18 protein-coding genes and 1 other RNA gene are annotated in these 20,683 nt (G+C 65.5%); 7 read left to right on the top strand and 12 right to left on the bottom strand.

Annotation, left to right across the window (positions count from 1 at the left end):
• Positions 1-14: 14 nt before the first annotated feature.
• A complete protein-coding gene (locus tag AABD04_RS02460; RefSeq protein ID WP_341440113.1) occupies positions 15-1,064 on the bottom strand; it encodes an alpha/beta hydrolase in 1,050 nt (349 codons plus the stop codon).
• Positions 1,065-1,397: 333 nt separating this feature from the next.
• On the opposite strand from AABD04_RS02460, the gene mihF reads away from it, so the two are divergent.
• Genes mihF through AABD04_RS02440 form a run of 4 tightly spaced genes read left to right on the top strand, consistent with a single transcriptional unit; the run spans position 1,398 to position 4,098 of the window.
• A complete protein-coding gene (mihF, locus tag AABD04_RS02455) occupies positions 1,398-1,712 on the top strand; it encodes an integration host factor, actinobacterial type (protein WP_008712632.1) in 315 nt (104 codons plus the stop codon).
• A gap of 42 nt (positions 1,713-1,754) precedes the next feature.
• Positions 1,755-2,237, top strand: a complete 483-nt coding sequence (locus AABD04_RS02450; protein ID WP_341440112.1) for a cation:proton antiporter regulatory subunit — start codon at positions 1,755-1,757, stop codon at positions 2,235-2,237.
• Between the two features lie 19 nt (positions 2,238-2,256).
• Positions 2,257-3,429 carry a cation:proton antiporter gene (locus AABD04_RS02445; protein WP_341440111.1) on the top strand — a complete coding sequence of 391 codons (1,173 nt, stop codon included), beginning with the start codon at positions 2,257-2,259 and terminating at the stop codon, positions 3,427-3,429.
• A gap of 12 nt (positions 3,430-3,441) precedes the next feature.
• Positions 3,442-4,098: a GntR family transcriptional regulator gene (locus AABD04_RS02440; protein ID WP_341440110.1), complete on the top strand. Its 657-nt coding sequence runs from the start codon at positions 3,442-3,444 to the stop codon at positions 4,096-4,098.
• Positions 4,099-4,157: 59 nt separating this feature from the next.
• Here the strand turns inward: AABD04_RS02440 and AABD04_RS02435 are convergent, their stop codons facing one another.
• Complete coding sequence (locus tag AABD04_RS02435) at positions 4,158-6,293, bottom strand: 3-hydroxyacyl-CoA dehydrogenase NAD-binding domain-containing protein (RefSeq protein ID WP_341440109.1); 2,136 nt, start codon at positions 6,291-6,293, stop codon at positions 4,158-4,160.
• Between the two features lie 9 nt (positions 6,294-6,302).
• Entirely contained in the window at positions 6,303-7,514 is a 1,212-nt protein-coding gene (locus AABD04_RS02430; protein WP_032395308.1) for an acetyl-CoA C-acetyltransferase, read from the bottom strand.
• Between the two features lie 234 nt (positions 7,515-7,748).
• Between AABD04_RS02430 and AABD04_RS02425 the strand changes: the two genes are divergently transcribed.
• Positions 7,749-7,985 carry a hypothetical protein gene (locus AABD04_RS02425; protein WP_243611152.1) on the top strand — a complete coding sequence of 79 codons (237 nt, stop codon included), beginning with the start codon at positions 7,749-7,751 and terminating at the stop codon, positions 7,983-7,985.
• A 1-nt stretch (position 7,986) separates the two neighbouring features.
• On the opposite strand, the gene AABD04_RS02420 is transcribed toward AABD04_RS02425, so the two are convergent.
• From AABD04_RS02420 to phoU, 5 genes are read right to left on the bottom strand one after another with little or no spacing between them, the layout of a single operon-like run.
• Positions 7,987-10,332 carry a DNA polymerase III subunit gamma and tau gene (locus tag AABD04_RS02420; protein WP_341440108.1) on the bottom strand — a complete coding sequence of 782 codons (2,346 nt, stop codon included), beginning with the start codon at positions 10,330-10,332 and terminating at the stop codon, positions 7,987-7,989.
• A 44-nt stretch (positions 10,333-10,376) separates the two neighbouring features.
• Entirely contained in the window at positions 10,377-12,770 is a 2,394-nt protein-coding gene (locus tag AABD04_RS02415; RefSeq protein ID WP_341440107.1) for a helicase-associated domain-containing protein, read from the bottom strand.
• Between the two features lie 51 nt (positions 12,771-12,821).
• Positions 12,822-13,397 (bottom strand): HhH-GPD-type base excision DNA repair protein, encoded by a 576-nt coding sequence (locus AABD04_RS02410; RefSeq protein ID WP_341440106.1) that lies wholly within the window; start codon positions 13,395-13,397, stop codon positions 12,822-12,824.
• Between the two features lie 53 nt (positions 13,398-13,450).
• A complete protein-coding gene (locus tag AABD04_RS02405) occupies positions 13,451-14,254 on the bottom strand; it encodes a transglutaminase-like domain-containing protein (protein ID WP_341440105.1) in 804 nt (267 codons plus the stop codon).
• 37 nt (positions 14,255-14,291) lie between these two features.
• Positions 14,292-14,945, bottom strand: coding sequence for a phosphate signaling complex protein PhoU (gene phoU, locus AABD04_RS02400; RefSeq protein WP_243594260.1), 654 nt, complete (start codon positions 14,943-14,945; stop codon positions 14,292-14,294).
• A gap of 105 nt (positions 14,946-15,050) precedes the next feature.
• Between phoU and AABD04_RS02395 the strand changes: the two genes are divergently transcribed.
• Positions 15,051-15,380 carry a YnfA family protein gene (locus tag AABD04_RS02395; protein WP_094612013.1) on the top strand — a complete coding sequence of 110 codons (330 nt, stop codon included), beginning with the start codon at positions 15,051-15,053 and terminating at the stop codon, positions 15,378-15,380.
• 25 nt (positions 15,381-15,405) lie between these two features.
• On the opposite strand, the gene AABD04_RS02390 is transcribed toward AABD04_RS02395, so the two are convergent.
• A complete protein-coding gene (locus tag AABD04_RS02390) occupies positions 15,406-16,683 on the bottom strand; it encodes a lipase family protein (protein ID WP_374640480.1) in 1,278 nt (425 codons plus the stop codon).
• A gap of 136 nt (positions 16,684-16,819) precedes the next feature.
• Positions 16,820-17,491: a TetR/AcrR family transcriptional regulator gene (locus AABD04_RS02385; RefSeq protein WP_341440104.1), complete on the bottom strand. Its 672-nt coding sequence runs from the start codon at positions 17,489-17,491 to the stop codon at positions 16,820-16,822.
• Between the two features lie 105 nt (positions 17,492-17,596).
• On the opposite strand from AABD04_RS02385, the gene AABD04_RS02380 reads away from it, so the two are divergent.
• On the top strand, positions 17,597-19,114 hold the full coding sequence (locus AABD04_RS02380; RefSeq protein WP_341440103.1) for a DHA2 family efflux MFS transporter permease subunit: 1,518 nt from the start codon (positions 17,597-17,599) through the stop codon (positions 19,112-19,114).
• A gap of 69 nt (positions 19,115-19,183) precedes the next feature.
• Here the strand turns inward: AABD04_RS02380 and AABD04_RS02375 are convergent, their stop codons facing one another.
• The gene (locus AABD04_RS02375; RefSeq protein ID WP_341440102.1) at positions 19,184-20,470 is read right to left on the bottom strand and encodes an aminotransferase class I/II-fold pyridoxal phosphate-dependent enzyme; all 1,287 of its coding nucleotides are present in this window, start codon (positions 20,468-20,470) and stop codon (positions 19,184-19,186) included.
• A 54-nt stretch (positions 20,471-20,524) separates the two neighbouring features.
• Positions 20,525-20,619: signal recognition particle sRNA small type (gene ffs, locus AABD04_RS02370), an RNA gene on the bottom strand.
• Positions 20,620-20,683 lie beyond the last annotated feature (64 nt).

Here is a 20,683-nt window from a genome sequence, read left to right as displayed (position 1 = left end):
GCGAACTCGCCGGGTCACAGTCCGTCCACCCACCGGCCGAACGCATCGCGAAACTCCCACGAGAGCGGCAGCGGTGCCAGAGCGGTGTTCGGATCCGCGGGTAGCGGGCCGAGCTCGCCCAACGTGTGCGAGCTGTTGGCGAAGTGTGCGAAGTCGAGGTCGGTGTGCGCCAGGGCCACTCGGACGTTGTCGACCTGGCCGCAGGAGACGTTGAGGTCCTTGTCCGAGCAGGTCAGGAACGTGGAGTACGAGTCCGGAAGTGCGGCAGCCAGATTCGCCGGGTCCGTGACATCCGCTTCACGCAGGAACACGGCGTTCTGCCGCAGTCCAAGACCGTCGACGATGGGGTCGGGCTCGGCGGACAACGGTCGTCCCGCACGGATATCGGCGACGGCCTGGGAAAAACGATTCCGAGACGACGCGGCCTGGTCCTCGGTGAACTGGCCCGTCGCCACGGCCTCGTCGATGTTGCGATCGACCTGCGCGGTCAGCAGGTCGAGGTAGCGGATCGACAACGGCTCGAGCAAACCGACATTCGCGATCGCCGCACTGTCGGCATCGGCCAGGCGCAGAGCCGTCAGCGCGCCCTCGCTGTGCCCGATCACCGTCGTTCGGTCCGCCCCGACACCGGTCCGCTGTTGCAGGAACGCCAGTGCGTCCGCAGCATTGTCGACCTGCGCGTCGAAGCCGGGAGGGTTGTTGGGATCCACACCGGCCAGTCCGGTGCGGCCACTGCCGAGCTTGTCGAATCGCAGGCTCGCAATCCCGCGCCTGGACAGCTCGTCGGCAACGTACGCGGTCGTGTTCAGCTGCAGATCACCCGAGTTGCCGTTGCGATCGGTCGGCCCGCTGCCCGGCAGCACCAGAGCGACGCCGCGGGTATCGCCTACCGGCGTGCGAAGGCTGCCGTGGAAGGTGATGCCACCGGACTCGAAGCTCACTTCGGAATCGAGCGCGTCGTCCGGCGACCACGGAACATTGATCGGAGCAGCGGTCGCGGTCCCCGCGCCGACGAGAAGAATCGACGTCACCAGTGCGGCCAGCAGTTGTCCGGTGCGCAGCATGTAGCCAGAGTAACAATCCAACCGCCCGTTCGGGTACGGCGCGGCCGTCGATCCGGGGACGCACTGCAGTCGCCCATACCTGCCCGACAGACGCTAGAGGAGGCGTCGGACATGCCCGATACACGACGGCCTTCGAAGGCCGACAGGGGGCCGAAGTGCTGGTCGGGGCACACCCCGAATCGGATAGGACGTAGCCTGGCGGAGAAGGTTCGGTGGCTCGACCGGAATGACAGTCGTGTTGTTCGGTTAGATTGGGAGAGCCACCAGGCACGATGCAAGAGGGTCGAGACCTGTCAACGAGCGACGGGTCACCACAATCGAGGAGAACAGGCCATGGCTTTACCAGTATTGACACCGGAACAGCGCACCGCGGCGCTGGCCAAGGCGGCCGAGGCACGCACTGCGCGGTCGAAGCTGCTCGCGTCCGTCAAGTCCGGCGAACTCAGCGTCGCTGACGTTCTCGCCAAGGCGGAGAACGACGAGATCGTCAAGAAGACCAAGGTGTCCGCCCTGATCAAGGCCCTTCCGGGTGTTGGTTCCGTGCGCGCCGCACAGCTGCTCGAGCAGCTGTCCATCGCCGATACCCGCCGCATCGGTGGCCTCGGCGCAAACCAGCGCGAAGCCCTCCTGGCTGCCGTCGCATCCTGATTCTGCAGGTAGCGCACTACGTGCAGGGCTAGCATTTCGGCCATGAACGTCGAAGTGACCCTGCTGCCGGGAATCGGGGTGCGTAAGGATTTCGCCCTCGCTTCCGGGCGCCGCATAGGCGTCATTACCCGCAAGGACGGCGCGAACGAGTTGATCGTCTCGCGCAAGGACGACCCCGATGCGACGCAGGCGTCCATCACGTTGAGCAATGAGGAAGCGGCGGCCCTGGGCAATCTGCTCGGGTCGCCGCAACTCATCGCTCAGCTCGGGGAAGAGCATCGCGACCTCCCCGGAATCAACACTCGCCAACTTCCCATCCGTGCGAATTCGCGGTTCGTCAGCCGCACACTCGGCGACACCGCCATGCGCACCAAGACCGGAGTATCGGTCGTCGCTGTCATGCGCGCCGGCCAGGTACAACCGTCCCCCACCCCCGACTTCATGCTGGCCGCCGGCGATCTGCTGGTCGCTGTAGGTACCGCAGACGGACTCGACGCAGCCACGAAGCTACTCGGCAATGCCTGAGATCAGCCGGGGCTGAGCAATGGCCGAGAGAGCACTCGCCCTCACCGAGCTGGGTGCAGTGTTCTTCGTTCTCGGACTTCTCGCTCGTCTCGCGGGCAGAATCGGCATCTCCCCCATCCCGTTCTATCTGCTCGGCGGTCTCGCCTTCGGCAACGGCGGCATCGTCGACCTCGGCGGCATCGGCGAGTTCAGTGAGCTCGCCAGCGAAATCGGCGTCATCTTGTTGCTGCTTCTCCTCGGACTCGAATACACCGCCGCCGAACTCGTCACCGGCCTGCGTCGATCCTGGATGGCGGGACTGGTGGACATCGTCCTGAATTTCACACCGGGCGCGATGGTCGCGCTGCTGCTCGGCTGGGGCGCAGTCGGGGCACTGGTGATGGGCGGCGTCACCTACATCTCGTCGTCGGGCATCATCGCCAAAGTCCTCACCGATCTGGGCCGACTCGGCAACCGCGAAACGCCCGTCGTGCTGTCCATCCTGGTGTTCGAGGACCTCGCGATGGCGATCTACCTGCCCATCCTGACCACGGTTCTGATGGGTGCCAGTTTCCTCGGCGGTCTCGAAGCCCTGGGAATCTCCCTACTGGTGGTGACGATCGTCCTGGTCGTCGCTCTGCGCTACGGCAATGCGGTCTCCGCCCTGCTCGACAGCAAGGACCGGGAGGTCATGCTGCTCAACGTCCTCGGTGCCGCCCTGTTGGTCGCAGGCATCGCGTCGGAACTGCAGGTCTCGGCCGCAGTCGGGGCATTCCTGCTCGGTATCGCGATCTCCGGCTCGACGGCCGACAACGCCGCCCGCGTGCTCGAACCGTTGCGCGACCTGTTCGCGGCCATGTTCTTCGTGGTGTTCGGTCTCGCTACCGATCCGGCCACCATTCCCCCGGTGTTGGGTTGGGCCGTCGTGCTCGCGGTGGCCACAGCGGTCACGAAGATCGCGACGGGCTGGTGGGCGGCGGGGCGTCAGGGAATCGGGAGACCGGGCCGACTACGCGCGGGTGCGGCGTTGGTGGCGCGCGGTGAGTTCTCCATCGTCATCGCCGGACTCGCCGTGGCCGCAGGCGCGGTGGACGGAGAGCTGGCCGCTCTGGCGACTGCGTACGTGCTGCTGATGGCCGTCTTGGGGCCCATTGCGGCCCGAGTCGTCGAACCGGTCGCGCAGGTGCTCCTGCGCACGAAGCCCGCCGTGTGATTGGCTTTCGGAATGGTTGAGAAGCGGACGGCTCTGCGGCGACGGCCCCAGTTGTCCGAGGAAGTCGCCAGCCACGTCAGGCACCGCATCATGTCCGGGGAAGTGAGCCCGGGCGACTTCATTCGCCTCGACGAGACGGCCGCGGAACTCGGTGTCAGTGTCACTCCGGTCCGTGAGGCGCTGCTGACGCTGCGGGGCGAGGGCATCGTCGAACTCGTCCCGCATCGCGGATACAGGGTGTCGCCGCTGACACCGGAGGACATCGTCGACATCTTCTGGCTACAGGGGCGGATTGCCGTCGAGCTGGTGCGCCGTGCTGCGCCGAAGATCACCGACGCCGAGCTCGACCGGCTGGCCGAGCTCACCGCAGCGCTGTCGATCGCCGTCGAGAACGGCAAGCCGGAGGACGTGGAGAACTGTGAATTCGAGTTCCACCGCGTGCTGAATCGACTGGCCGAATCAGCGAAGCTGGCGTGGTTCCTCAACAACGCCACCCGCTACACCCCCACCCGCCTGTACGCCACCGACCGTGAGTGGGGACGGGCAGCAGTCCGCAACCACGAGGAACTCATCGACGCTCTCGTTCGAAACGACATCGACGCCGCCTGCGAATTGATGAAGCAACAATTCACAGACGGCGCCGAGAGGTTGATCGCGCATCGCGGTTGAGCGCTACGCGCATGTGAACGGAACTTCGTAGTGGGCTACGAAGTTCCGTTCACATGGGGTCAGCGCAGCGAGGCGGGAACCTGGAAACGCTCGCCGTACTTCTTCGCCAACTCGTCTGCACGAGCGACGAATCCGGCCTGACCTCCCGGGTAGCCGACGACGTACTGGTGCACGCCTCCGGTCCACGCGGGGAAGCCGATGCCGAAGATCGAGCCGATGTTCGCGTCGGCGGTGGTGTTGAGCACACCCTCGTCGAAGCACTTCTGCGTCTCGATGGCCTCGATGAACAGCATGCGTTCCTTGAGGTCCTCGAACGGGATGTCCGCCGAGCCCGACTTGAAGGCATCACGCAGTCCGGGCCACAGGCCGGCGCGCTTGCCGTCCTCGTACTCGTAGAAGCCCGCGCCCTTGGCCTTCGACGGACGCTCGAACTCGTCGACCATCTTGTCGATGACCTCGCCGGCCGGATCCTCGGGCGGAGTTCCACCGGCAGCCTTGATGGCGTCGTAGGTTTCCTTGCGGATCTTCTGCATCAGGTTGAGCGTCAGCTCGTCCGAGAGCTGCAGCGGCGCAGCCGGGTAGCCGGCCTGCAGACCGGCCTGCTCGATGGTCGACGGCTCGACGCCCTCGCCCAACATCGCGATGGCCTCGTTGATGAACGTGCCGATCACGCGAGAGGTGAAGAAGCCGCGACTGTCGTTGACGACGATCGGAGTCTTCTTGATGAGCTGCACCAAGTCGAATGCCTTGGCCAAGGCAGCATCCGAGGTCTTCTCGCCGCGAATGATCTCCACCAGCGGCATCTTGTCCACGGGTGAGAAGAAGTGGATTCCGATGAAGTCTTCCTGACGCTTGATGCCCTGAGCCAAGCTCGTGATGGGCAACGTCGAGGTGTTGGAACCGAGCAGCGCCGTCGGATCGACGAGGTCCTCGATCTCCTGGAACACCTTCTGCTTCAGCTCTTCCGACTCGAAGACGGCCTCGATGACGAGGTCTGCGCCTTCGACGTCCTTGGCGTCGGCGGTCGGGTGGATACGCGCGAGCAGAGCGTCGGACTTCTCCTGGGTGGTCTTGCCACGCGAGAGTGCCTTGGCCTCGATGGCCTCGGAGTACGCCTTGCCCTTCTGTGCCGACTCGAGGGCAACGTCCTTGAGCACCACGTCGATTCCGGCCTTGGCGCACACGTAGGCGATGCCCGCGCCCATCATGCCTGCGCCGAGAACCGCGACCTTGGTGAAGGTGGTCTTCTCGATGCCGTCGGGGCGAGACTTGCCGGCGTTGATCGCCTGCAGATCGAAGAAGAACGCCTGAATCATGTTCTTGGACACCAGGCCGGTGACCAGCTCGGTGAAGTACCGCGACTCGATGGTGGATGCATTGTCGAAATCGACCTGCGCACCTTCGACGGCCGCCGCGAGAATTGCGCGCGGAGCCGGCATCGGGGCACCCTTGATCTGCTTGCGCAGGTTGGACGGGAAGGCAGGCAAAATCTGGGCGAGCTTCGGATTCGACGGCGTGCCGCCGGGGATCTTGTAACCCTTGACGTCCCACGGTGCGACGCCACCCTCGGGGTTGGCCTTGATCCACGCCTTGGCGCTGGGCACCAATTCCTCGACGCTGCCGACCAATTCGTGAATCAAGCCGATCTCGAGTGCCTTCTCCGGACGGAACCGGGTGCCCTGCGCGAGGACGGACATGAAGGCGGTCTGGATGCCGAGCAGACGCGTCACACGAGTGACACCGCCGCCGCCGGGGAGCAGCCCGAGCGACACCTCGGGCAGACCGATCTGCACGCCGGACACGTTGGCCGCGATGCGGTGATGCGTCGCCAGCGCGATTTCGAGTCCGCCGCCGAGTGCCGCACCGTTGATGGCGGACACGACCGGCTTACCGAGCTTCTCGATGCGGCGCAGCTGAGCCTTGACTTCCTGGACCTCGTCGAACACCCGCTGGGCGTCCTCGGGCTGAGCGGAGATGAGGGTGTGCAGGTCGCCACCGGCGAAGAACGTCTTCTTGGCGGAGGTGATCACGACGCCGGTGATGGAGTCGACCTCGGCCTCGAGCCGATCGACGGTGGCACCCATCGAGTCCTTGTACAGCTGGTTCATCGTGTTGGCGCCCTGGTTGGGGTCGTCCATCGTCAGGACGACAATGCCGTCGGCGTCCTGGTCCCACTGAATCATGTTGTCAGACATCGTAATACCTCAGACTCGCTCGATGATGGTGGCGACGCCCATGCCGCCGCCGATGCACAGGGTGATCAACGCGTATCGACCGCCGCGGCGCTCGAGCTCGTCGAGCACGGTGCCGGTGATCATGGCTCCGGTGGCTCCCAGCGGGTGGCCCATGGCGATCGCACCGCCGTTGACGTTGAGCTTCTCGTTCGGGATGTTCAGATCCTTCTGGAAACGCAGCACCACGGAGGCGAACGCCTCGTTGAGCTCGAAGAGATCGATGTCGTCGACGGTCAGGCCCGCGGTCGCGAGAACCTTCTTCGACGCCGGGGTGGGCCCGGTCAGCATGATGGTCGTATCGGCACCACTGGTGGCGGTCGCGACGATGCGCGCCCTCGGCACCAGGTTCAGGTCCTTACCGGCCTGCTCGCTGCCGACGAGGACGAGTGCTGCGCCGTCGACGATGCCGGAGCTGTTACCGCCGGTGTGCACGTGATCGATCTTCTCGACCCAGTGGTACTTCTGCAGCGCGACATCGTCGAACCCGCCCATGGCCGCGATACCGGTGAAGGCCGGGTTCAGCTTGCCGAGCGATTCCACGGTGCTGCCCGGACGCATGTGCTCGTCCTGATCGAGGATGAGCAGACCGTTCTGATCGGTGACAGGAACGACGGACTTGGCGAAGTAGCCACCGGACCACGCCGCTGCGGCGCGCTCCTGCGACTGCACGGCATAGGCGTCGACGTCCTCGCGGCTGAACCCCTCGATGGTGGCGATGAGATCGGCACCGATGCCCTGCGGGGCGAAGTAGGTGTCGTAGTTGGTGACGGGGTCCATGGCCCACGCGCCGCCGTCACTGCCCATCGGTACGCGCGACATCGATTCGACGCCACCGGCGATGACCAGCTCGTCCCAGCCCGAGCGCACCTTCTGCGCGGCCAGGTTGACGGCCTCGAGGCCGGACGCGCAGAAGCGGTTGAGCTGGAAGCCGCCGACGGTGTCGGGCATCTTTGCCGCGAGCACTGCCGTGCGCGCGATATCCGCACCCTGATCTCCGACGGGTGAGACCACGCCGAGGATGAGATCGGAGATCCGGTTCTCGTCCATGTCGGGGAAACGTCGACGAAGCTCGTCGATCAGGCCGGTCACCAGGGAAATCGGCTTCACCGAGTGCAGGGAGCCGTTCTTTCCTTTGCCTCGGGGAGTCCTGATGGCTTCATAAATGAATGCCTCTGTAGTCACAGCGCGCAGTTCCTTCCAGATACTCGATCTTCTCGCGGTCGCCGTCGCGGCCGACCGCATCGGTGTGAGGCCATGGCAGACCTCAGCTCATGTCAGAGTAGGGCCGCGAGAAGATCCGGCGTAAGGACCGAAACGAGCGTGGTGCATGACCCGACGCTCCGGTTCGGGTTTGAACGACCTGTCCGTGGGACACTCCCAAGGATCAGATCTACCGAACTTGGAAGAAGACCGACCATGGAAACCGACAACGAACTGAGCGTGGGCGCTCGCGTCAAAGTACGCATTCACACCCCCGACGCCGATGATAAGTCCGCTCAGGACGCCTACGAAACCGGAGCGATCGTCGAAGACTTCGGCGTGCAGACTCCCGACACCACGTCGAGGGAATGGGCAGTAGCCAGGCGCTGGGCCGTGGCACTCGACAGTGGCCGGTTGGTATTCGCCGACAACGAGGACCTCACCGTCGGCTGAATCAGGTCTCTTTGAGCGGTACCGCTCCCAGTTCACTGACCAGCAACTCCATCGCGACGGTTTCCGGGTCCCGGCGAACCGTCGGATCCGCCGGTTCGGCCGCAGCCTTGAGCAGCTCTTCTTCGTCCTCCGGCGTCTCCGGGGGCGGTGGGCCTACCGGCTCGGGCTCGTCGGGGTAGTCCGGCGCTTCGGGCATCGGAATGTCGTCGGCTCCGATGCCCGCCGAGGATCCATCGCCCGCTGATCCGAAGCCGTCCGAGGTGGGACGGGGAGCCCCTGCCTGGCTCGGCCTCGAGAACTTCGGCAGCGACGCGGGTTTCGCTGCCGGTTCATCTTTTTTTGCTGATGACTGTTCCGGTGGTGCCGCGGCACCGACCAGACACACCACCGACCATTCCACGCCGAAGACGTCCCGCAGAGCGTCGCGGATGACGTCGGCGTTGCGGGGTTCCTCCAGCCGCTTGGCCAACGGTGCCGAATCGTGGCCGAGCGTGATGGTGCCGTTCTCGACAGCGCGCACCGACGCACCGGAGAGCATCACCTCGACGGTCCGGCTCCGCTCTCGTACCTTCGTGCGCACCTCGGACCACACCGCTCGAACCGCGGCGGCGTCGGGCTCGCTCGACGCGGCGGCTGGGGCCGCCACGGGGTCCGGCTGCGGCTCGAACACGGGCTCCGGCTCTGGGCCGTAATCGTCCTCGGGCTCCGGCGGAAAATCTTCGTGGGAAACCGAGGCGACTGGTGCCGAATCCTGTTGCGCAGCAGCGGGTTCCGGTTCCGGCGCGGACTCTGGAGTCGATTCGAGTTCCGGCTTCGACTCGGACACCGGGGCCGGCTGAGGCGTTGGCTCGGGCGTTGCGACGGGTTCGGGTGTGGGAGCTGGCTCCGGTGTGGGAGCTGGCTCCGGTGTGGGAGCTGGCTCCGGTGTGGGAGCTGGCTCCGGTGTCGGAGCCGAGGCCGCCGGTGCCGGAGCCGAGGCCGCCGGTGTCGGAGCAACGGGGGCAGGCGCAACGGGGACAGGCGCAACGGGGGCAGGTGCCGGCTCCGCGGCCGGTGGGCGTTGCGACGGTCGCTGGAACTTGTTCACCGGTGCCGGGCCCGAGGGCGCGGGCTCGTCGGAAGGTTGCAGCTGCGGTCGCGTCGGATCCGCGGCTGCCTGGGCGACCGCAGCCTGCTCGCCCGCCGGGAGAGTGACATCGAGCCGACGTTCCACCCGTTCGAGTCGTTGCAGTACCGCTGATTCCGCGTCGGAGGCCGAGGGCAGCAGCATGCGGGCGCACATCACTTCGAGCAGCAGACGCGGGGCCGTGGCACCGCGCATCTCGCCGAGTCCCGAGTGCACGATCTCGGCATAGCGAGTCAACGTGGCCGAGCCGAGCAGATCGGCCTCGTCACGCAGTCGCTCGAGTACGTCGCCCGGCACGTCGACCAAACCGCGTTCCCCGGCGTCGGGCACGGCTTTCATCAGGATCAGATCTCGCATGCGATCGAGGAGGTCGATGGCGAAGCGGCGTGGGTCGTGGCCGGCGTCCATCACCTTGTCGACGGTGCCGAACAGTGCGCCGCCGTCGCCCGCGGCCAATGCGTCGACTGCTTCGTCGATCAGTGCGACGTCCGTGACGCCGAGGAGCGACAGCGCCCGCGGGTAGGTGACGCCCTCGGGCCCGGCTCCGGCCAGGAGCTGATCCATGACGCTGAGCGAGTCACGGGGCGACCCGCCGCCCGCGCGGATGACCAGCGGGTAGACCGCATCCTCGACCGGGACCTGCTCCTGTCCACAGATCTTCTCCAGCAGCACGCGCATCGTCGACGGCGCGAGCAGCCGGAACGGATAGTGGTGGGTACGCGAGCGGATGGTGGGGAGCACCTTCTCGGGCTCGGTGGTCGCGAAGATGAAAACGAGGTGCTCGGGCGGTTCCTCGACGACCTTGAGCAGCGCGTTGAAGCCTGCCGGGGTCACCATGTGTGCCTCGTCGATGATGAAGATGACGTAGCGCGATTCGGCCGGGGCGTACACGGCCTTGTCTCGCAGATCACGAGCATCGTCGACGCCACCGTGGCTGGCTGCGTCCATCTCGACGACGTCGAAGTTGCCCGGTCCACCGGGGGCGAGGGCGACGCAGGAGTTGCACACACCGCAGGGTGTCGACGTCGGACCTTCGGCGCAGTTCAGCGATCGGGCGAGGATGCGCGCGGATGAGGTCTTTCCGCAGCCACGCGGCCCGGAGAAGAGGTAGGCGTGGTTGATTCTGTTGCTGTCCAACGCCACGCTGATCGGCTCGGTGACGTGCTCCTGACCGACGACCTCGGCGAACGTCGCAGGACGGTACTTCCGGTAGAGGGCCACGCCCGAAAGGGTACCGGCGACCACGGACACTGTTGCATCGCCGGTCATTGTCGGCCGGCGGATACCGCTCTGATGTTCATGATGGCGAAGCTCTCGCGGCTCCCGGTCGATTCCGAGAGCGCGTACAACCAATGGCCGTCCTGCAGCGCGTCCGAGATCGCGTGCCGCACGATGGCTCCCTTGGAGTTCTGATAGTCGATCGAGACGGGTGTGCCTCGTGCCGCGGCGTCGGTCAACAGGTCCAGCTCCCGCGGCAGTAGCCGGCTGAGAGGATCCAGCGCAGACCGCACCCGTGCCTCGTCGACGCTGCCGCTGGTGCCGGCCAGCAGCAGCCGCGCGAGCTCGCGTGGTTCGCGTCGGTGCTGCGCCGGGTGGACTGCGCGATGCGTCGATCGGGTGGCCTCGGCGCGGATCCGAGTTGTGCTGTCGAGTTGGAGTTGCCCGGTGTCGGAGTGTCGCACCGGGGAGTATCCGTGCCTGCGGAGCACGGCGATGGTGTCGATCGGCGAGGCCGAACTGACCAGGACCGTGGGCGCCAGACGCTGGAACTGCAGCACGGCCAGGGACTCGTCGGTCTCGATGTTCGTCAGTAGGACGACGTCCTCGGAGACGATCGCGCAGGGAATCCTGCGCACAGCCAGTGCGCCGTAGGTGCGCCAGCAGTCCCGGATGGTGTACCCCAGCGCCTGAGGAACGTCGGTGTCGGCCATCGCCGTCAAGGCATCGATCAACTGGTCGCCGGTGCCGCCCGTGTCGAAGAATCCGCGGATGCTCGCCGGGGTGAACCGCCACACCGATGCGACGTCCCTCGACTCGGGTTGTGCGGCCGCGCCGAGTATCGACGCCACCTCGGTACTGGGTGGCCCGGTCACCACCGCCGTCGAATCGGGCAGCAGCCGAACGGAGAACGGAACCCACTCGGCCATGTCCTGCAGCTGGGCTGTCAGAACCGCACGGATTTCGCCAGGATCACCGTCTCGTCCCGCGGGGAACTCGGTGAGAGTGCGGCACAGGTCGGTGGGCGCACCGTCGGCCACTATCCCGAGTCGGCCGGCCTCCAGCCACAGCGCGTGCATGTGCCCGGGCCCGGCAGTCGTCGAGACGACCGGGATGTGCCAGTCGAGGTACTGGGCGAACTCCCCGGAATCACGCAGAACCGTCGCCGGCCAGTCGGCGTCCTCGTACCGCAGCAGAGCTGTCAGCGCCGTCGCGCGCAGGTCCGCTGCCGCGGGGTCGTCGAGCATCTTCTTGAGCGCCGGAACGGTCTTCTGGGACGCACGCGGCACCCGGTGGGTCGGTGTGAACGGCGAACTCCACCACGCGGCCACCAACGTGGCTGCCTGTTCGGCTCGGGTGCTCGTCGACCATGTCTCGTAGGCCGAGGTCAACGTGACGCCGGTCGTGCCACGTTCGGCCAGTAGCCCGGCTTCGCGTGCCAGCATCAGCATCAACGCGGTGTCGTGTTCGTCGGCGAAGCCCAAACGATTCGTCAGCGACCGAAGAACCTTGGCGCTGATGCCACCGGTCTTCATCATCGTCAGTCCGTCGGTGTCGATGGCAGTCAGTAGCGCCTGCGTGTGTTCGCAGAATTGCAGCAGGGCGATGGAACGACTGCGCTGCACCTCATCGGGCGAGAGCACGCGGGTGTCGAAGGTCGGTGGGGTGAGGTCGATGGGCAAGCGCCACCCGTCACCTCGCAGAGCGATGCTCACCTCCAACGGCATCTCGACGCGGTGCCCGTCCAGTCGATACAGCAATCCCCGCTCGAAGGCAGGCGTCCCCGCGCTCGATGGAATGTCGAAGATCAGTGACACCGGCTTGCCATCGACGAAGCGAGACAACATCGCTCGCATCTCCTCCGACCCGCCGTCGAACAGCGCCCTGATGCGTTCGGGCGTCATCGCGGCTGCAACGGCGTCTGCGCGCGCCCCTCGCTCGAGCGCCGGATCGATACCGAGGATGGACAGCACAGCCAATCGGTCCTGCTCGACGGCGCAGTGCAGGAACAGCTTTCGCTGCCTGCGCGCAAGTCCGAAGGGATGCGAGAACACCCCGGACAGATCGATGGGTGAATATTCGACGGTGCCGGCGCCGGGCAAGGAGTGCGGCCAGATCAATCCGTGGGCCGTCAGGGTCGCGAGAGCTGCATCGATGTGCGGCGTCTCGTTGACCGATCCCTCACTCGCCCAGTGCCCGATCTCGGCTCGGCTCAGATCGCCCATGAGCGCGAACAATTCGAGCAGAGCGAGCGAGCCGCTGTCGAGTCGACGCGGCAGCATCGACACCCGAGCCGGGGCACCGAGCAGCTGCGCGAGCAAGCCGAACGAGCGCGGCGGCGGGTCGGTGGCCACGTCCGGCCGACGGTGCAGCAGATCGGTCAGTGCGTCCTCGTCGAGAGACGCCAGCCAGCCCTCGTAAGTACCGATACTTTCGGTCATCTCGCCCCCCGGTGAAAGTTCTGGTCACTGTAACGACCGGCACCGACAGACTTATTTGTTCTTGGCTGCGGCTTTCGCTGCCTTCTTGAACTCGCGAACCTCGAGCAGCGACTTCTCGTCCACCACGTCGGCGATGGATCGACGCGCACCGTCGTCGCCGTACGCTCCCGCGGCCTTGCGCCACCCGTCCGGCGTGACGTCCATCTGCTTGCCGAGCAGAGCGAGAAAGATGCGTGCCTTCTGATCCCCGTAGCCGGGAAGCGCTTTGAGTCGCTTCAGCACTTCGGCGCCGTCGGGTTCGTCGCGGGTCCAGATTTCCTGCGGCTTGCCGTCGTAGTTCTCGACCAGGTAAGCCGCGAGACCTTGGATGCGCTTGGCCATCGAGCCCGGGAACCGATGCACGGCCGGGGTCTGCGCACACAACGCTGCGAATTCGTCCGGATCCGCATCGGCGACGGTATCCACTTTCAGATCCCCGAGACGATCGACGAGCTTCTTCGGCCCTGCGAACGCCGATTCCATCGGTACCTGCTGATCGAGCAGCATGCCGATCAGCAATGCGAACGGATCCTCGGCGAGCAGTGCATCGGCCTCAGGATCGCCGACGAGGTGCAGTGTGCGAGACATGCGATCGATCCTGCCACGCCTGCGATGGCGGGTGCCAGGGCGGAGCGTGCAGGTCAGGTGATCGACACCAGTTGGGTGATGTCGTCGAAGGGCAAGGGGCCATCGACAACGGCTCCAACGACGGCGCTGTTGAGAATGATCGATCCGCCGTGGTTGTCGAGGAAGGCGGTGTCGGATGCGTCGCGTCCGGTGGCGATGCGCACCAGGGTCGATCGAGGTGCGAGGCACGTCGCGTCCACCACTCGCCATTGGCCTTCGACGAATGCTTCGGCGACCGCGTGGAAGTCCATGGGATCGCAGCCCGGTGCGTACACCGCCACCAGGCGAGCGGGCACGTTGACCGCGCGAAGCAGGGCCACCACGAGGTGGGTGTAATCGCGACACACACCGGCACCGGCGAGGAGGGTGTCGACCGCGCCGTCGATAGGGTCACTGCTGCCCGGTACGTAGCTCAGACGCGCTCCGACCCAGGACGAGACCTCGGCGAGCAGCTTCTCCGACGGCGGGTAGGAACCGAATTCCGTTGCAGCGAAACCGAAGAACTTGTCCGCCTCGGAGTATCGACTGGGTCGCAGGTACAGCGAGAGGTCGTAATCGGAGACCGGAGCGGGCTCGGTGTTGCCGTAGATGGTCGCCGAGTACGACGCCTCGAGCTTGCCGACGCCGGCGTCGATCTTGTGGATGCGGGTGCCGTGAGCACCGCTGATCTCCTGCGCCTCGATCGGCTGACCGTCGAGCGTGAAGGAGAGTGCTTCCCATACATCGGTGCCTGGATGCGGTGCGATTGCGATCTGGAACTCGAGGGTGCTGGCCTCGGTCACGTCGACATCGAGGTACGCAGAGACGTCACGTTTCATCGTGCCGATCCTGCCATCTTCGGGCCGTTCGCGCAGACTATGACTCGTCGGTGGGGCGACCGCCGGTCACCAGGAAGATGACGCGTTTGGCGACCTCGACCGTGTGGTCGGAGTATCGCTCGTAGAAGCGTCCGAGCAGCGTGATGTCCACTGCGGCCGGCACGCCGTGCGGCCAGTCGGGTGCGGAGGTCAGCATGAACAGGCTGCGGTGCAGTTCGTCCATTTCCTGATCCTGGATTCGCAGTTGGTCGGCCAGTTCGGCGTCTCGGGTTTCCAGGACGCGTTGCGTCGCCTCGGCCTGCGCGACGGCAACTCGCCCCATCTGCTCGAACACGCCCTCGACCTCGGGTGGCAGTACGTGTGCGGGATGGCGACGACGAGCAAGTTCGGCGATGTGCACGGCCAGACCGCCCATGCGCTGCAGATCGGCGACGATGTTGATACCGGAGACGACGCGTCGTAGATCGTGAGCTACGGGTGCCTGCAGGGCCAGGAAGCCGAAGGCTCCGTGCTCCCATTCGACCGCGAGTATGTCGATCTCTTCGCGGTATTCGATGGTTCGCTCGGCCAGGACGATATCGGCCGTCAGCAATGCTCGGGTGGCGTCGGCCATTGCCTCTTCGGCAATTCTCGACATTTCGGACAACTTCGACGCCATCGACTCGAGCGTCTCCGTGTAACTGTCCCGCATGTACTACTCACCCCTACCGACTCGGCCCTCGACGCGGGGCCTGAGGTCATGTACCCCCGATCGCATCCTTCTACACCTGTTCGACGCTGTGGGAGCCTTTGTCGCATGAACATTGTGAAGTCGGTCATGCTGTTCGCGGTGGCAGCCGTGTTCGAGATCGGTGGGGCATGGCTGGTGTGGCAGGGCATTCGCGAGCATCGCGGGTGGCTGTGGGCGGGAGCGGGCGTGATCGCCCTCGGTGCTTACGGCTTCGTGGCGACGCTGCAGCCCGACGCCAATTTCGGTCGCATCCTGGCGGCATACGGCGGGGTGTTCGTTGCAGGATCACTGCTGTGGGCGATGGTGGCCGACGGCTTTCGGCCCGATCGCTGGGACATCGCCGGGTCCTCGATCGCACTGATCGGCGTCGCAGTGATCATGTACGGCCCGCGCTGAGTCGCGCGGGCCGTAGCTCCATCGATCAGCAGTTGGACGGTGCCGGGACTCCGTAGAAGCGGTCCTTGATCCAGTTCTGCGCCTCGCCGAGGCCGAGGATGTCCGGAATCAGATGTCCGGCACCGGAACCCGGGACGATGGCCGGAACCTGCGCGGCGCTCAGCTGCACGGTGGCACCCTTGCCGCACCAGTCACCGGCCAGTCCGACGGCCTGTCCGTGGGGCACGATGTCGTCGGACGTACCGGACTGAATCAGTACCGGCGCGTTCGGCGTCCGCTCACCGATCTTGTTCTTGGCCAGAATCTCCTGGGCAACGGGCAATCTGTCCAGCACTACCGACAGCGGCTCGCCGGTCTTGGTGTACTCGTTGGTGCGGTGCAGCCCGACGTTCAGAATCGTCTCTCCGACACACTGATTCGCGACCAGATTCAGCATGGCCTTGCCTGCGTCGTTGATGTTCTCGTCGACGATCGGCAGTAGACCGGGGTCGGAGTTGAGCAGACCGTTGAGGGTGTAGCCGATCACACCGGTGAGGATGGTGCCGTCGACCTGCTCGAGGGTTGCCTTCAGATCTGCCGGAGGTGCGCCCGCGTAGGTGCCGACGAGGTTCATCTCGGGTGCGTACTCATCGGCGAGTTCCGCTGCAGCAGCGGCTGCGCCACCACCCTGCGAGTAGCCGTACGCAGCGACCGGGCCGTCCGCGGAAATCTTGGTGCCCTGCAGCTTCTGGGCTGCGCGGGCCGCGTCGAGCACAGCGTGTGCCTCCGATGCGCGGTTGACGTAGGTGTGCGCACCGGGGGTACCGAGACCCTCGTAGTCGGTGATCACGACGCCATAGCCCTGGGACAGAAGCGAATACGCCGCGAGCACCTCGTACTCGACCATGAAGCCGAGCGGCGGGGTGTAGGTGATGACGTTGTTCAGCATCTTCGACGGCGCGCACTGGTCACCCTGACCCTGGGTTCCCGGGGCGAGGACAACGAGCGGACGCGGGCCGGGCCCTGTCCACGGCGCGGCAGGATCGATGTAGGTTCCTGTGACGGCATTGGCTTCGCCGTTGGAATCGTTGCTGCGGTACATGATTCGCGTTGCCGCACCGGGCAGAGGCCCGCCGATTCCGGGCACCGAAAGTGCGAGATGCGACGGCTCCGCCCGGAGCACATCACCGGGAGAACCGGCGGGCAGCGGGCTCGGGGGAATGTAGAAGTCGGATTCGACGGTCGAACCCGTGGATGGAGCAGCCGACGCCGGTGCCGCCACCCCGATGAACACTGCGGCTACTGCCACAGCCGAACCGAACACACGCTTGTACCGCACCCTGGAAACCCCCAACGTCGATCACTTGTCGTCAAGTGAGCGCTACCCCGTGTAGCACTTATCGAGACGCACCTTACGTGATGCATCACACAAGGCATAGGGCTGTTTTGGATTCTCCCGATCAGCGCCGACGACGATGCATCGCTGCTTTTGCTACGTCCACTTCGTCGTCGGTGAACGGACGACCCGGAAGCGTCGTCCTGGGCACCGAATCACCGCGAAGGCCGTCGAGCAGCACCGTGAAATACCGACGCCAGTTCGCGGGATCGACATGGCTGGAGAATTCGACGGTCGAGCCGATCATGCCCAGCACCGGATAGAAATCGGTGACGGCGACATCGGGACGCAGCTGACCGGATTCGAGGGCGCGATCGACGATCTTCGCAAAGAACGGATCGATACGTCGGCGCACCTCCGCGATGCCGCGGCAGCCCTCGTCCGACCCGAGAACGACATCGCCGAGGCCACGGTCGGAGGCCATTTCCTCGCATACGTCCGAGAGAAAACCCACCAAGCCACTCCAGGGATCCTCCGCTTCGAGGGCGCGTTCGGCACTGGCGAGCATCCCCTCAAGGCGCTGCTCGAAGACGCCGTCGATGAGCTCTTCCTTGCACGAGAAGCGGCGATACACGGTGCCGACGCCCACCTTGGCGTGGGCGGCGACGTCGTCGAGCGTGATGTCGATACCGCGCGAAGCGAACAGCTCACGGGCCGCATCCACGATGCGGCGTCGATTGCGTTCGGCATCCGCCCGTAGGGGCTTCGATGCCGCTGTGTCCGCTCTCACACTCATTCGATGTCCGTTTCACCCGATAAGCGGAGGACATCCCTCCACTTGGCTGCTACCTTGGCCCTACAACCGGAGGGTACACCTCCGCATAGTCGAACCGAGGACACTATGACCACCCTTTCATCGGAGAACGTGGGCGACGCCACGTCGACTGCCATGGCGGTCGACGAACGTGCGCATCGGAATCGTTGGCTGATTCTCGCGACGCTCGGACTGGCTCAGCTCATGGTCGTGCTCGACGCGACCATCGTGAACATCGCACTCCCCGCCGCCCAACTCGACCTGGGCTTCGACAATGCCGACCGTTCCTGGGTCGTCACCTCGTACGCACTCGCGTTCGGCAGCCTGCTGCTGCTCGGTGGACGACTCAGCGACCTCTTCGGACGGCGCAACACCTTCCTCATCGGACTCGTCGGCTTCGCGCTGATGTCGGCAGTGGGCGGAGCAGCCGTCAACTTCGGCATGCTCGTCGCTGCCCGCGCCGGTCAGGGAGTGTTCGGTGCACTGCTCGCTCCCGCGGCACTCTCGCTGTTGGCCACCACCTTCACCGACACGAAGGAACGCGCCAAGGCATTCGGCATCTTCGGTGCCATCGCCGGCGGCGGCGGTGCACTCGGCCTACTTCTCGGCGGCATGCTCACCGAATGGGCGAACTGGCGCTGGAGCCTGTACGTCAATCTGATCTTCGCTGCACTCGCCTTCGTCGGCGGCTTTTTGTTCCTGGCCAAGCACAAGGTCGACGTCCGACCCAAGCTCGACATCCCCGGCACGCTCGTCGTCTCCGCTGCGCTGTTCTCCATCGTCTACGGCTTTGCTCACGCCGAGTCCGACGGCTGGAGCAACCCGGTCACCCTCGGCTTCCTCGCCGCAGGTGTCGTTCTGCTCGCGGTATTCGTGACCATCCAGATGCGCGTCGAGCACCCGCTGCTGCCGTTGCGGATCGTCCTGAACCGCACCCGTGCGGGATCGTTCCTGGCCGTATTCGTCACCGGCGCAGGCATGTTCGCGGTGTTCCTGTTCCTGACCTACTACCTGCAGAACACGCTGAAATACACCCCGATCACCACCGGGTTCGCGTTCATGCCGATGATCGCGGCTCTGATCCTCACCGCGACGCTGTCGACCGCGCTGATTCTCCCCCGCTTCGGACCCCGCATCCTCATGACGACCGGTCTGGTCGTGGCCTCGATCGGCATGGCGCTGCTGACGCAGATCTCCATCGACAGCAGCTACGTCACGCACATTCTGCCCGGCCTGATCATCATGGGACTCGGCCTCGGTGCCACCATGGCACCGGCCATGCAGGGTGCAATCTCGGGCGTCGACCCGGACGACTCCGGCGTCGCATCCGCGACCGTGAACACGATGCAGCAGGTGGGTGGCTCGATCGGTACGGCGCTGCTCAGCACCGTGGCAGCCAACGCGGCGACCGGCTACGTCAACTCCAACATGGCAACGGCAACCGATGCGGCTCTGCTGCAGGCCAACGCTGAAATCGCGAGCTACACGACCACCTTCTGGTGGGCGTCGGGAATCTTCCTCCTCGGCGCGGTGCTCTCGGCCACGCTTCTGAAGAAGGGGCCCTTGCCCAGCGCGCCCGAGGGTGCGGTCGTCGTCGGGCACTGAGAGCGGCTGCGCCGCATGTGAGCGGAACTTCGTAGCCCACTACGAAGTTCCGCTCACATGCCGCAGGCTCTAGCCTTCGAGCAGCTTCTCGGTCGCGGCCAGCAACACGCAGGTCGCGACACCGTCCATCGACTTCTCCAGCTCATCGAGCGACGGGAAGCTCGGGGCGAGGCGAATGTTCTTGTCTTCCGGATCTTTTCCGTACGGGAAAGCCGAGCCGGCGGCCGTCAGAGCAATTCCGGCACCCTTGGCCAGCGCGATCGAGCGCGCAGCCGTGCCCTCGAGCACATCGAGACTGATGAAGTAACCGCCCTTGGGTTCGGTCCAGGACGCGATCTTCGACGCACCGAGCCGGTCCTCGAGGATCTGCTGCACCAGCGCGAACTTGGGCCGGAGAATCTCGCGATGCTTGGCCATGTGAGCCCGCACCCCCTCGGCGTCGCCGAAGAAGCGCAGATGCCGCAGCTGGTTCAGCTTGTCCGGGCCGATGCTCTTCTTGCCGAGGTGCTTCTGATACCAGGCGAGGTTCTCCTCGGAGCTTCCGAAGAAGCTGACCCCGGCACCGGCGAACGTAACCTTCGAGGTCGACGCGAACACGAACGGGCGGTTGGCGAACCCGGCCTCGGTGGCCATGCCCAACACGTCGTACGACGGCGCGAATTCCTCGGTCAATGGATGTACCGCGTAGGCGTTGTCCCAGAACAGGCGGAAGTCGGGCGCAGCCGCGGGCATGGTGGCCAACGCGCGAACAACTTCTTCCGAGTAGACCGCACCGGTGGGGTTCGCGTAGTTCGGCACCACCCACATGCCCTTGATCTGCGGATCCGACGCCACCAAGTTGGCGATCTCGTGCACATCGGGGCCGTCGGGTCCCATCGGAACCGGAATCATCTCGATGCCGAAGCTCTCGGTGATGGCGAAGTGTCGGTCGTAGCCGGGAGCCGGGCACAGGAAGCGCACGTTGGGCTCGGCCGACCAGGCTCGCGGCGAATCGGGCAGACCGTGCAGCAGCGCCCAGACAACGAGGTCCTGCATGATTTCGAGGCTGGCATTGTTGCCGGCCAGCAGATTCTGCACCGGGATGCCGAGCAGCTCACCGAAGATGGCGCGCAGTTCCGGCAGGCCCGCGAGGCCGCCGTAGTTGCGGCAATCGGTGCCGTTGCCGTCCTTGTAGTCCGCGCCCGGGAGCGTCAACAGCTCGGCGGCAAGATCGAGCTGCTCGGGTGACGGCTTGCCGCGCGTCAGATCCAGCTTCAGATTCTCGGTCTTGAGCTGCGTGTACTTCGCGCTCTGCCGCTCGTGCTCGGAGGCAAGCTCCTCATGGTTCATCAGACCCAACTGGGTTTGCGCTGGCATGCGGAGCGGCCTCTCGGTGACTGGGTTCCCCGGACAATTCAGATGTCACTGAAGTAAAGGGGACCCCGCGCACCCGGCAGAGCCCATTGACCCTTGCTGCCTTCCGGCCCTGGGGGAGTTCACAGGATGCGCGCCGCGCGGGATCCGTTGGCAAGTGTAGCCGCCTCCCGTCGGGCAACGCATCACCACCCTTCACGCCTCCCGATTTGGGAG

The sequence above is a fragment of the Rhodococcoides navarretei genome (assembly GCF_038069675.1).
In the GTDB taxonomy this organism is placed as follows: domain Bacteria; phylum Actinomycetota; class Actinomycetes; order Mycobacteriales; family Mycobacteriaceae; genus Rhodococcoides; species Rhodococcoides navarretei.
Note: the sequence above shows the minus strand (reverse complement) of the source record. Positions and strands in the feature narration are given on the sequence as shown.